This window comes from Pseudomonas sp. MAFF 730105 (assembly GCF_055380705.1).
Genome location: NZ_AP018438.1, coordinates 5,444,476 through 5,456,852, shown reverse-complemented (window position 1 = coordinate 5,456,852; position 12,377 = coordinate 5,444,476). Strand labels below are relative to the sequence as shown.

Here is a 12,377-nt window from a genome sequence, read left to right as displayed (position 1 = left end):
TGCAATGAAAAAGTTTTTCAGTCTGCTTGCGACACTGCTGGTGCTGGCCCTGGCGCTGTGGATCGGTCGTGCGCTGTGGGTGCACTACATGAACACTCCCTGGACCCGCGATGGTCGGGTACGCGCCGACATCATCAACGTCGCCGCCGATGTCAGTGGCGAGGTGGTGGAGGTGCCAGTGCATGACAACCAGCAGGTGAAAAAGGGCGACCTGCTGATGCGCATCGATCCCGAGCATTACCGTATCGCGGTCAAGCAGGCGCAATCCCTAGTGGCATCGCGCAAGGCGACGTGGGAAATGCGCAAGGTCAATGCCCATCGGCGTGCCGACCTGGACAGCCTGGTGATTTCCCGGGAAAACCGCGACGACGCCAGCAACATCGCCGATTCGGCCCTGGCCGATTACCAGCAAGCCCAGGCGCAACTGGAGGCGGCCGAATTGAACCTGTCGCGCACTGAAGTCCGCGCGGCCGTGGATGGCTATGTCACCAACCTCAACGTGCACCGTGGCGACTATGCGCGCATCGGCGAGGCGAAGATGGCGGTGGTCGATATGAATTCGTTCTGGGTGTACGGCTTCTTCGAGGAAACCAAGCTGCCCAAGGTGCGGATCGGCGACTCGGCGCAGTTGCAGTTGATGAGTGGCGAGGTGCTGAAGGGACATGTGGAAAGCATCTCCCGCGGGATCTACGACCGTGACAATCCGGTCAGTCGCGAGTTGATCGCCGACGTGAACCCGACCTTCAACTGGGTTCGCCTGGCCCAGCGGGTACCGGTAAGGATCCATCTCGACGAAGTGCCGGACAGCGTGCTGCTGGCGGCGGGGATGACCTGTACGGTGGTGGTCGAGCCCCGGGCCAGCAACTGAGGGCCTGAGAACGCCACAAATCCGTGGGAGCGAGCCTGCTCGCGAAGCGGTGGGTCAGTTGCAGAAGAGGTTGCCAGTGCCGCCGTCATCGCGGGCAAGCCTTGCTCCCACAAGGCTTCCTGCATGTGCTAGAGACTAGTGTTCGCCGCCAATCCCTGTGGGAGCGAGCCTGCTCGCGAAGCGGTGGTTCAGTTGCAGGAGAGGTTGCCAGTGCCGCCGTCATCGCGGGCAAGCCTTGCTCCCAAAAGGCTTCCTGCATGTGATAGAGACTAGTGTTCGCCGCCAATCCCTGTGGGAGCGAGCCTGCTCGCGAAGCGGTGGTTCAGTTGCAGGAGAGGTTGCCAGTGCCGCCGTCATCGCGGGCAAGCCTTGCTCCCACAAGGCTTCCTGCAGGTGCGAGAGACTAGTGTTCGCCGCCAATCTCTGTGGGAGCGAGCCTGCTCGCGAAGCGGTGTTCAGTTGCAGAAGAGGTTGCCAGTACCGCCGTCATCGCGGGCAAGCCTTGCTCCCACAAGGCTTCCTGCAGGTGCGAGAGACTAGTGTTCGCCGCCAATCTCTGTGGGAGCGAGCCTGCTCGCGAAGCGGTGTTCAGTTGCAGAAGAGGTTGCCAGTGCCGCCGTCATCGCGGGCAAGCCTTGCTCCCAAAAGGCTTCCTGCAGGTGCGCGAGACTAGTGTTCGCCACCAATCCCCTGTGGGAGCCGAGCTTGCTCGCGATGGCGGTGGGTCAGTTGTCGATGGGTTCCCGGTCATGCCATTTCGATCAGAGCGACCGACCCAGCCCGGTCCGCTTCATCAAGCCTTTCTCCAGCATCCCTTTGGGCAGCAATCCCGCCATCAACGGTAGCGCCCGGCTTCCGTTGCCCAGGCGCAGCAGGCGCGGTGGCCTTGGTTGTCGCACGGCGGCGAGCAGCCCGGCGGCGAATTCGCTGGCCGGGGTGGGGTTGTCCTGAGATGCCTTGGCCCGGGCGCGGATGCCGTCGCGCAGGGGCCACCAGGGCGATTGTTCGTGAATCAATTGTTCGGCTTCATGACCGGCATTCTTCGCAAAGCTGGAAGCAATGGCGCCTGGCTGCACCTCCATCACGCGGATACCAAAAGGCGCCAATTCCATGCGCAGCGCATCGCTCAAGGCATGCACCGCCGCCTTCGAGGCGCAGTAAGCGCCGGCAAACGGTGTTACCAGCACACCGGACACACTGCCGATGTTCACCACCAGCCCCTTGGCCCGGCGCAGTACCGGGAACAGTGCCCGGGTCACGCCGACGATGGCGAACACGTTGGTTTCGAACTGACGTTGCATCGCCGGCACGCCACCGTCCAGCAGTGGGCCCATGGCGCCATAGCCGGCGTTGTTGATCAACACGTCGAGGCCTCCGTGCTGTTGGTTGATCCGTTCGCTCAATTGCTCCAGGGCCGGGCCATCGTTCACGTCCAGTTGCACCGCGGTGAACCCGGCGGCGCTGAGTTGGGCAACGTCTTCAGCTTTGCGGGCGCTGGCCCAGACCTGGTACCCGGCCACCTTGAACGCATCGGCGAGGGCGCGGCCGATGCCGCTGGAACATCCGGTAATCAACGCAACGGGCATGGCGCGTTCCTTGTGCAGAAAAAGTCGGAGAGAAAGCAATCAGTCGGAGAAACTACCCTGCAATCGCTCGGCGCGAAACTCCAGGGTCTGCGGGCGGTAGCCGGGTCGCAGGGAGGGCAGGGGCAGGCAATCCTGCCAGTCCTTGCCCGCCTGCAATTGGCCTGGTCTCCGGTAGCGCGGCGCGCTGTAGGGCGTGTCGGCCAGGTTGATGGTATCGCCGGGGGCATAGGCTGCGATTCGCCAGCGCAGCTCAACCAAAGGTACGTCGTTACCGTTGTTCATGTTCAACAACAGAGGGCGATCGGCGGGGCAGCGTTCGGGGGCGTAGGTAATGCGCAGTTCCAGGCGCGCCAGTTGCCGGGTTTCACGGTTTTCCTGCCAGACCACCCAGGCGGCGACCAGCCCCAAACCGACGAATGCGGCCAGTGACACCGGCAGCGCCTTGGCCGGATAGCGCAGCAGCAGGACCAGCCAGGTTATGACCAGCAAGACGCCGATAAGCATGTTCGAAGCCTCCGATACCGTCGTTCCATCCTACCGAAGGGGAGGGACGATGGATATCTCATCCATCCCGCTCCATCGGTCGTCACTGTCATCTCTGACAGTAGTCACCAGGGATTGCCCCTTGTTAGATGTCGGCCAGACCGCACGACTATCAGGAGGCCAAGGCATGAGCATGGATCACGGTACGCCGAGGTTGGTTGCGGTGGATCCACGGTCTTTGCCGGTCCGTTCGGTCGATTACTGCCGCGCGCTTGAGCGTGAACCTGCGCAACCGCGGGTCAACCGCAGCCTTTTCGACCTGGCCGGCCGCGCGATCAAGCAATGGGACCCGCGCCTGTGGGCCCTGCAACAGGACGATGCGGCGACCCCGGCTAATCTTTCGACGGTGTATACGCTGTCCGGTGACGCGCTGCTGGCGCGCAGTGTCGATGCGGGCTGGCAGCTCGACCTGCCCGGGCTCGCCAGTGAAAGCCTGCGGGGCTGGGATGGGCGGGGCACGGGGCGCGACGTGGCCTTCGACGACTTGCTCCGTCCGGTGGCGGTGTTCGAGCAAGGTAGCGGGCAATCGCGCACCTGTGTCGAACGTATGCAATATGGCGCTCCAGGTCAGGGCCAGCAGGCCTTCAATCAGTACGGACAATTGATTCGCCACGATGACCCGGCGGGCACCTTGCTGCTGGCGTCCTTTGCCCTGACCGGCCAGAGCCTGGCCCTGAGCCGACGTTTCTGCCTGGATGGGGCCATGCCGGACTGGCCAGCGTCGGAGGCCGATCGCGAATCCCTGCTCGAGCCTGGCGACGGTGCTTTGACGACGTGGCGTCTCGGTCCGCAGGGGGATGTGCTGGAGCAGATTGACGCCAAGGGCAACCGACAGCGCCGGGCCCTGACCCGCGATGGCCGGTTGTCCAGCAGCCAATTGCTGTTGCAGGGCCAGAGCCAATGGCAACCGCTGGTGAGCGAGATCGACTACAACGCCCAAGGCCAGATCGAACGGGAAGTGGCCGGCAACGGGGTACAGACCACGCTCACTTACGCTCCTGAAGACGGATGGCTGATGGAGCGCCATGTCCGGCGGAGCGGTCAGTCGCTGCAACACCTGGTCTACGCCTACGACCCCATGGGCAATGTACTGGGCATCGAGGACAAAGCGTTGCCGGTGCGCTACTTTGCCAACCAGCGCATCGACCCGATCAGTCGTTTCCGTTACGACAGCCTCTATCAATTGATCGAGGCCATCGGATGGGAAGCGGGTGCTCAGAACCAAGGGCCTGTCGGCCGCGTCGACCCAGCCGCGCTCAGCAATTACCGACAAACCTATCACTACGACGACAGCGGCAACCTGCTGGAACTGACCCATGTCGGCGCGCAGAACCATGGTCGCCAGTTGCAGGCGGCGCGCTACAGCAATCGTTGCTTGCCATACCGCAACGGCGTGCCGCCGACAGAAGAGGAGATCGCTGCAGCGTTCGATGCACGGGGTAACTGCCTGGCGTTGGAGAGCAGCCGGACCCTGGCCTGGGACCTGCGCAACCAGCTGTGCTCGGTCACGCCGATCGAGCGCGAATCGGGGCTCAATGACCGCGAGGCCTATGTCTACGATGGCGGCGGTCAGCGGGTGCGCAAGCTGCGCACACTGCACACCGGAGCGCGGACCCTGGCTGCCGAGGTCCGTTACCTGCCGGGGTTGGAACTGCGTGCCGACAGCGGCACCGGGGAATCATTGCAGGTCATCATCGCCCAGGGCGGGCTTGGCGGCGTGCGGGTCTTGCACTGGGACAGCCCACCGCCCTCCGGCGCGAACGACCGCTATCGGTACGGTGTTGCCGAGCACCTGGGTTCGATCAGTCTGGAGCTTGACCAGGACGGGCGAATCATCAGCCAGGAACACTTCTACCCGTTCGGTGAAACGGCGTTCCTGGCCGGGGACGATGTGATCGAGGTCAGCTACAAGACGGCCCGGTACTCGGGCAAGGAGCGGGATGCGACGGGGCTTTATTACTACGGCTATCGGTTCTATGTACCGTGGTTGCAGCGTTGGGCCAGTCCGGATCCGGCCTGGGCGGTGGATGGGTTGAATTTCTATCGGATGGTCCGCAATAACCCACTCACACTGTTCGACACCGATGGCAGGATACCCACAGGCGCTGCACCCCCTCCGCCCCCCATGCATCCTTCCGGCCCACCACCCCCTCCGCCCCCTGGAATGAGAGGTCCCCCCATGCCACCTCCGCCTATGGGCGGTCCGCCGCCTCTTCCTGGGGTTGGCTCCCAGCTACCCATCAAAAAAAAATGGGTCATAAAAAAAGACCCGGCATTATATAAGCAACAGGGGGGTGAGTACCCTTACTACTCTTCGTTTTCAATTACTCTGCAGAAGCTGAATATTGAACATTACAGTTCGATTGCTGATATGGAGACGTTTGTAAGTGTTTGGCGTGAGACCGGGCGTAATATGATTCCGCCCGCCAGGAACATAGATTATGAAAAGGCCTTGGAGGTTCAAAATGTGCTCAGAGAAATAGATGCAGAATGGTCTACGTATCGTCGCGCAGAGGTAGCGGAGGTTTTTCGCGGAGACTCGCCGGCTATATTGAAAAGCTATCCATGGCTCGCGACCTTTGCAAAGGGGGGCGGGGATAGAGCGATAGAAGAAACAATAAATTTGGAGATCCATTCTCAACTTATAATGTCAACGGCAAAAGACCCCGGGATGGGTTACGTATCCGGTAAGTCAATAATGTGGCACTTTCAGTTGGAATCTGGGCATGCAGGTGTTTCTGAGGGGCTGTATGCATCTGAGGGCGAAGTGACGTTTCCTCTATATAACAAAATTCAAATAGTTTCCTTGCATTACATTCCAAAGGGAAGGTCCTATATGAATAATGCAGAACGATTCGGAACGGCGCATCGATATGTGATAAAAGCGAAAATGTTGCCCCATTCAAAGTCCAGATAATTATCAGAGATACGAATGCAGCAACTAAAAAGCCCCCACCCAACCCGCTGCGGATAGGGGACGCAGTGGGCTGGATGGGGGCTTCTTGTTTCGCTGATCGTTACTGCGCGATGGTCTTCACCGACACGCCGCGCTCGATCGGGGTGGAGCGACCGTAGATGTCTTCGAAGCGCTCGATGTCGTCTTCGCCCAGGTAGCTGCCGGACTGCACTTCGATGATTTCCAGCGGGATCTTGCCCGGGTTGCGCAGGCGGTGAACCGACGCGATCGGGATGTAGGTCGACTGGTTTTCGGTGAGCAGGAACACGTTCTCGTCGCAGGTCACTTCAGCGGTGCCGCTGACCACGATCCAGTGTTCGGCGCGGTGGTGGTGCATCTGCAAGGACAGGCACGCCCCCGGCTTGACCGAGATGTGCTTGACCTGGAAGCGCCCGCCCATGTCCACCGAGTCATACGAGCCCCACGGACGATAGACTTCGCAGTGGTTCTGGGTTTCGGTGCGACCCCGGGCATTGAGGGTGTTGACCATCTTCTTGACGTCTTGGACCTTGTCCTTGTGGGCAATCATCATGGCGTCCTTGGTTTCTACCACCACGATGTTTTCCAGGCCGATCACCGACACCAGCTTGCCGTTGCCATGGATCATGCAGTTGCGGCTGTCCTGGACCACCACGTCGCCCTTGGTGACGTTGCCGTCGGCATCCTTGGGATTGACTTCCCACAACGACGCCCAGCAACCGACATCGCTCCAACCGGCCGACAGCGGCACCACGCAGGCGCGCTGGGTCTTTTCCATCACGGCGTAGTCGATGGAGTTGTCCGGGCAGCAGGCGAAGGTGGCTTCGTCGAAGGTGATGGTGTCCGCTGTCTGCTCACTGCGCTCCAGGGTCAGCAGGCAGGTGTCGTAGATATCCGGATCGTGCTTTTTCAGCTCTTCGAGGAAACGGCTGGCGCGGAACAGGAACATGCCGCTGTTCCAGAAGTAGCCGCCGGCCTCGACGAACTCGGTAGCGCGCTTGACGTCGGGTTTTTCGACGAAGTGCGAAACACGGCTCACGCCTTCGGGCAGCAGCGCGTCGTTGGTCGACTTGATGTAGCCGTAGCCGGTTTCCGGTTTGGTGGCCGGTACGCCGAACAGCACCATTTCACCACGCTCGGCGGCCACGGTGGCCAGGGCCAGGGCGCGTTGCAGGGCTTTCTGGTCTTCGATCACGTGGTCGGCCGGCAGCACCAGCATCAACTCGTCGCGACCTTCGTTGACCAGCATCATCGCGGTCAGCGCGACGGCTGGTGCGGTATTGCGGCCGAACGGTTCCATCAGGATGCGCTGGGCTTCGAGGTTACGACCGCTCAACTGCTCGTTGACGATGAAACGGTGGTCTTTGTTGCAGACCACGATCGGCGTGTCCATGCCTTCGAACACCAGGCGTTCGAGGGTCTGCTGGAACAGGGTGTGTTCGCCGGTCAGGGCCAGGAACTGTTTAGGGAATTGCTTGCGCGAAAGCGGCCAAAGACGTGAGCCGCTACCACCTGACAAGATCACCGGAATCATGTGTGTTACTCCTTTGAAGCGTAATGGTTATAGAGCTACTGCGTTCTGTCGTTTCACTCTTGTTTTTATTCCGTACCCGAATGACGCCCCGGTTCAGTGTGGGAGCGGGTTCGCTCCCACAGGGGAGTGTCAATCAGGCCAATCTGTCAGCGAGTTGACACTGGACGCTTTACCCAGACCGGCGACAAGCTGCTTCCGGAGCCGGTGACATACAGCACGGCCGCTTCGCCGCGCTCCAGGGCCACGGGCTTGAGGTCACCGACTTTCTTGTCGCCTTCGAACAGCGCCAGGCTGACTTTCACCGGGTTGATTTCACGTTCGCCACGGCCCTTGGCCGCCACGTTCGGCACCACCTCGGTCTTGCCGTCGGCGGTCTTGAGGGTCAGCGCCTTGTCGGTGAGGTTCTGCACACGCACCAGGGATTTCTGTTTGTTCTTGAACGGTGGTTCTTCGATCAGTTGCGGCTGGCCGGTCGCGTTGTTGACCAGGGTGTAGTAGTGATCGGGAGCCAGTTTGACCGGAACGGTCTGGCTACCTACCTTGGCGCTGTAGTCGCCGCCGGGCATGAAGCTGAAGTCGCTGCTGGCCAATGGCGCGACGTCGTTGAGGTTGGTGCTGCCGACGGTGGCGCTGACTTCGCTGTTGCTGGCGTTGTAGATACGCACGAAGCTCGAGCCTTTTGGTGCGACCGGGCCGTACAGCGCCGAGTCACCGGCAAAGGCGGAGAGGGAAAGGGCGCTCATGCTGGCAACCAGGGCAACGGCCTTGAAGGAACGAGCAGCGAGACGACGAGGAGTAGTGTTGAAAGTCATGATGGACCTCTCTTTCAGTTTTGCGCCCGGTCGGGCGTCTCGGATTGAGTGTTGGCGGCAACGTTCTGTTGGCGCGCACCGGCTTGTTTGAGTTCTGCGACCCACTGCGGGTCGGCGTCGCCGATTTCGTTGTTCACGGGCAGATAACGCTCAGGAAACTCCCAGATCAGCACTTGTGGCGGGCTGTTCTTGAAGGCGTCGCTCTTGAGGTAGCTGAGCATCGGCAGAATCGGGCCATGGCCGTCTTCGGCGTAGTTCACGACGTCGCTGTGCAGGGCTTGCTTGAGTGCACCGACGAAGTTCCAGTTGGGGTTGGCGCTGTAGCTGGTGCCGATCAGGGCCACGGGAACCTGGGCATCGGCAAACAGCGCGTCGTCGCCGGCCGGCTGGTCGTCGGCCTCGCGGGTGTTGCGCTTGACCAGCGGCTCCTGGGCCGGCATCAGGTTTTCGAACAGCGGGTCCAGGGGCAGGAACTGGCGCAGGTCACCCTTGTGGATGATCTTTTCCGCAGGCTCGGTGACGAAACGTTGCGGCTCGCCGTTGAGAGGCGCGCGCTCGGCAATGGCCTTGGCGATGTTCTCGGCTGCGACCTGGGCGCCTTCCGGAGTCCAGTGGGTGTCGGTGCGCAGGAATACCTGCTGGCCGCTCTGCTTGGCCTGTTGCAGTGGGCCGAGCAGGTCAGGGGCGAGGATCTTGTCGGCCGCGACGCGGGCATGGAAATCCTGATAGAGATTGGCGTGAATGCTGGCTGGCTTCACTTCACCCAAGTGCTCCGGATACAGTCGCGCCTTGGCCGGCACGATCGCCATCACCAGGGTGATGCCCTGTTCCTTGAGTTTCTGGCGTACGCCTTCGACCAGCGCGTAGTTGCCTTGCAGGTTCAGTTCTTCGTTGACGATCGGGTTGAACTCTTCGTCGCTGTACAGCCACTGGTCGCGGCCCAGGACCACGCCTTTACGGCCCTCGTTGAACAGCTTGTAGTCCAGCGCGGCCCAGATGTTGGTGCCCAGGCGCTTGATCGGGAACTGGTCGTCGTAGTGGGTTTCGACAGCCTTGGTCCAGCGCCCGTTGAGCACGGTGGCATCGGGGTTGGTGCTGAAACCGAAGAAACTGCGCATCGACCACAGGCCCAGGACCGCGAGGATCAGCAGGAACAGTGCGATGTAAAAGATGCGTAATGAGCGGGTCATGTTCAGATCCCTCAGAACTGGAAGTAAAGGAACGGCGAGAAGCTTTGCGCCGAGAGTTTGAGAATCGAAGCGATGAACAGCAGCAACACCAACGCACGCATGACATAACGTGGCCAGTCAGCGACCCAGTAGGCCGGTTGCACCTGGGCTTCGACGCCCACGGTGTAGCCCGGTTCGTGGATCTGCGACGGGTTGTCGCCCGGTACGGCCTTGATCAGCCCCGGTTGTGCAGTGGCCGGGCCATTGGCTTCGGTGTTGACCTCGGGCTTGGTCTTGACCGGCGGACGGTTGGTGTAGAAATCCCGCAGGCCGAAGAAGGCGAGGGTGATGTAGGCCACCACCAGCGTGGCGATCTGCAGGCCGGTGAGGTTGGCGCGGGTCAGTTCCGACAGCGACCAGTCGCCGAAGCTGAACATGGCGCCGTACATGCGACCGGCCACGTGCAGGTTCTCGGCACGGAAGATCACCCAGCCCATCACCACCAGCAGGAAGGTCAGCGCCCAGCGGATCGGGTTGAGACTGCGTGGGGTGGTGTTGATGCCCACGGCTTTCTCGATGGCCAGCCAGATACCGTGCCAGGCGCCCCAGATCACGTAGGTGATGTTCGCGCCGTGCCACAGACCACCGAGCAGCATGGTCAGGAACAGGTTGCGATAGGTCATCAGCGTGCCTTTGCGGTTACCGCCCAGGGTGATGTAGAGGTAATCGCGCAGCCAGGTCGACAGGCTGATGTGCCAGCGCCGCCAGAACTCGGTAATGGACTGGCTGATGTAGGGCTGCTTGAAGTTTTCCATGAAACGGAAACCCATCATCAGGCCCAGGCCGATGGCCATGTCGCTGTAGCCGGAGAAGTCGAAGTACAGCTGTGCGGTGTAGGCCAGGGCACCGAGCCAGGCATCGCCGGTGGTCGGGTTCTGCAGGGCGAAGCAATGGTCGGCCACCACCGCCAGGGTGTCGGCGATGAACACTTTCTTGATGAAGCCCTGCATGAAGCGCGTGCAGCCTTCGGAGAACTTGTCCAAGGTGTGGGTGCGGTTGTTGAACTGGTCGGCCAGGTCACGGAAACGCAGCACGGGGCCGGCGATCAGGTGCGGGAAGATCGCCACGAACGCTGCGAAGTCGATCAGGTTGCGGGTCGCCGGAGTGTCGCCGCGATAGACGTCGATGATGTAGCTGATGGACTCGAAGATGTAGAACGAGATCCCGATTGGCAACAGCACATGGGTCAGGATGAAGGGTTCGAGACCGAAGCTGGTCATGATCGCGTTGAGGCTGTCCACCCCGAAGTTGGCGTACTTGAAGTAGCCCAGGATGCACAGGTCCACCGCCACGCCGAGCAACAGCCAGCGCTGGGCCGGCTTGGTGCGTACGCCGGCGGCACCGACTTTCAGGCCGATCCAGTAGTTCCACAGGGTCACGGCGGCGAACAGTGCGAGGAAGTCCACCCGCCACCAGGCATAGAACACATAGCTGGCGATCAGCAGTAGCAGGTTGCGATAGCGTTGCCCGCTCAAGTAGTACAAGCCGAGAAAGATCGGCAGGAACAGGAACAGGAACACGTTGGATGAAAATACCATCCCGATCTCTCCATGTTGAATCAACAGTCAAGGGCCAGAGCCCCCCAAACCCCCCCATGAAAAAGGGCGGTGATGATCGTTCCCACGCTCTGCGTGGGAATGCCTCTACGGACGCTCCGCGTTCGGCTTTTTGGGACGCAGAGCGTCCCCGGCTGCATTCCCACGCAGAGCGTGGGAACGATCAGCGGTGAATCAGCTTCCTTTGCCTTTCTCGTTGGCTGGGTCGTAGACCCGGGTCAAGTCCCCGCCAAGGCGGAACGTCTTGAACGGTTGCATTTCATGTTTGCGTTCCAGCACATCGCCGGAGCAGGTGTAGAGGCTGCAGAACGGTTCGAGCCAGGCGAATTTCGAATCGATTTTCAGATCCTTCATGTCCTGCTCTTCGCCATTCTTCTTCTCGAAGATATCCGGGTCTTTCACCCCGGCCAGCACCCGGTCACCCAGGCGCTTGAGGGCGCCGTTGTTTTCCTGGCGCAGATCCACACCGTTGACCTGAGCGAAGCTGGCGATCATCGCCAATGGCGGCAGGGCATAGTTGTGATAGGACAGGGCCCGTTGCTTGCGCTTGAGTTCGTTGGGCAGGAAACCGTCGGCATCGATCTGGTTGACGCCGACCTTGTATTCCTTGACGGCCCAGTCGAACAGGTCGCGGCGGTTGGTCGCGACCGAAGTGGCCATCACCGACCAGGCGGCCCAGTAGGAGTGGTTGTTGGTCTTGTCCAGCGGCAGGTTGTCCCAGTCGCTGACCACCTGATCGGCCATCTTGCTGAACCAGCTTTCGATCAGTTGCGCCTGCTCCTGATGGTTCGCCAACGGATGCGAGTCGGAGAATTTCAGGCGCACATAGGCCGAAGCCATGCTGCCCAAGGCCCATTTGCGCATGGACTTGCCGGTGTGGTTGAAGTCCTTGGACATCAGCGCATCGGCCTTGGCCCAGGTGGTCAGCCAGTTCAGGGTGCAGTCCAATTGCTCGGGACGGCCGTCGCGCATGAACTGCATTACTTGCTTGCTGACGCCGCGCTCGATCTTGGTGATGTCGGCGGTGCTGTCACGAAAGGCTTTTTCCGATTGCACGTTCAACGTCGCACGGGCTTTGTCGGAGCCCTCGTACTTGCTGCGAAACTGCAGGGAGCCGGTATAGGGTGCCGGCACGGCGTCGCAGCCTTGGGCGGAATCGCCGGTCTTGGCCTTTTCGATCGGCGCGAAGTAACCCTGCGGCGGGCGCAGCGGGGCCGCGGCCTGGGTGGCCCCGGCGAACATCGCCAGGGTCAGCAGGGACGGTGCCAGCAGCGTTTTCAACGTTCGGTTGCGCATGTTCCTGGTCATAAAGCG

The 12,377-nt window shown here is 61.2% G+C and carries 9 protein-coding genes; 2 read left to right on the top strand and 7 right to left on the bottom strand.

Going from position 1 to position 12,377, the window contains the following annotated elements:
* Positions 1–4: 4 nt before the first annotated feature.
* A complete protein-coding gene (locus PCOSP_RS23815; RefSeq protein ID WP_464709641.1) occupies positions 5–868 on the top strand; it encodes an efflux RND transporter periplasmic adaptor subunit in 864 nt (287 codons plus the stop codon).
* Positions 869–1,629: 761 nt separating this feature from the next.
* Here PCOSP_RS23815 and PCOSP_RS23810 read toward each other — a convergent pair.
* A complete protein-coding gene (locus tag PCOSP_RS23810; RefSeq protein WP_464709640.1) occupies positions 1,630–2,454 on the bottom strand; it encodes an SDR family oxidoreductase in 825 nt (274 codons plus the stop codon).
* Between the two features lie 39 nt (positions 2,455–2,493).
* Positions 2,494–2,958 (bottom strand): multidrug transporter, encoded by a 465-nt coding sequence (locus tag PCOSP_RS23805; RefSeq protein WP_464709638.1) that lies wholly within the window; start codon positions 2,956–2,958, stop codon positions 2,494–2,496.
* 166 nt (positions 2,959–3,124) lie between these two features.
* On the opposite strand from PCOSP_RS23805, the gene PCOSP_RS23800 reads away from it, so the two are divergent.
* Entirely contained in the window at positions 3,125–5,914 is a 2,790-nt protein-coding gene (locus PCOSP_RS23800; protein WP_464709637.1) for an RHS repeat domain-containing protein, read from the top strand.
* 100 nt (positions 5,915–6,014) lie between these two features.
* Here the strand turns inward: PCOSP_RS23800 and PCOSP_RS23795 are convergent, their stop codons facing one another.
* From PCOSP_RS23795 to PCOSP_RS23775, 5 genes are all read right to left on the bottom strand, one after another.
* Positions 6,015–7,466, bottom strand: a complete 1,452-nt coding sequence (locus PCOSP_RS23795; RefSeq protein ID WP_464709636.1) for a mannose-1-phosphate guanylyltransferase/mannose-6-phosphate isomerase — start codon at positions 7,464–7,466, stop codon at positions 6,015–6,017.
* A 146-nt stretch (positions 7,467–7,612) separates the two neighbouring features.
* Complete coding sequence (locus PCOSP_RS23790) at positions 7,613–8,278, bottom strand: alginate O-acetyltransferase AlgF (protein WP_139644954.1); 666 nt, start codon at positions 8,276–8,278, stop codon at positions 7,613–7,615.
* 14 nt (positions 8,279–8,292) lie between these two features.
* Positions 8,293–9,468, bottom strand: a complete 1,176-nt coding sequence (locus PCOSP_RS23785) for an alginate O-acetyltransferase (RefSeq protein WP_041021623.1) — start codon at positions 9,466–9,468, stop codon at positions 8,293–8,295.
* 11 nt (positions 9,469–9,479) lie between these two features.
* Positions 9,480–11,045: an MBOAT family O-acyltransferase gene (locus PCOSP_RS23780; protein WP_175386804.1), complete on the bottom strand. Its 1,566-nt coding sequence runs from the start codon at positions 11,043–11,045 to the stop codon at positions 9,480–9,482.
* Between the two features lie 192 nt (positions 11,046–11,237).
* Positions 11,238–12,359 (bottom strand): mannuronate-specific alginate lyase, encoded by a 1,122-nt coding sequence (locus PCOSP_RS23775; protein WP_139644958.1) that lies wholly within the window; start codon positions 12,357–12,359, stop codon positions 11,238–11,240.
* Between the last annotated feature and the right edge of the window lie 18 nt (positions 12,360–12,377).

Coding starts and splice junctions, on each gene's coding strand:
- PCOSP_RS23810 (WP_464709640.1), bottom strand. CDS start 2,454: ATGCCCGTTGCGTTGATTACCGGATGTTCCAGCGGCATCGGCCGCGCC.
- PCOSP_RS23775 (WP_139644958.1), bottom strand. CDS start 12,359: ATGCGCAACCGAACGTTGAAAACGCTGCTGGCACCGTCCCTGCTGACC.
- PCOSP_RS23815 (WP_464709641.1), top strand. CDS start 5: ATGAAAAAGTTTTTCAGTCTGCTTGCGACACTGCTGGTGCTGGCCCTG.
- PCOSP_RS23780 (WP_175386804.1), bottom strand. CDS start 11,045: ATGGTATTTTCATCCAACGTGTTCCTGTTCCTGTTCCTGCCGATCTTT.
- PCOSP_RS23790 (WP_139644954.1), bottom strand. CDS start 8,278: ATGACTTTCAACACTACTCCTCGTCGTCTCGCTGCTCGTTCCTTCAAG.
- PCOSP_RS23795 (WP_464709636.1), bottom strand. CDS start 7,466: ATGATTCCGGTGATCTTGTCAGGTGGTAGCGGCTCACGTCTTTGGCCG.
- PCOSP_RS23800 (WP_464709637.1), top strand. CDS start 3,125: ATGAGCATGGATCACGGTACGCCGAGGTTGGTTGCGGTGGATCCACGG.
- PCOSP_RS23785 (WP_041021623.1), bottom strand. CDS start 9,468: ATGACCCGCTCATTACGCATCTTTTACATCGCACTGTTCCTGCTGATC.
- PCOSP_RS23805 (WP_464709638.1), bottom strand. CDS start 2,958: ATGCTTATCGGCGTCTTGCTGGTCATAACCTGGCTGGTCCTGCTGCTG.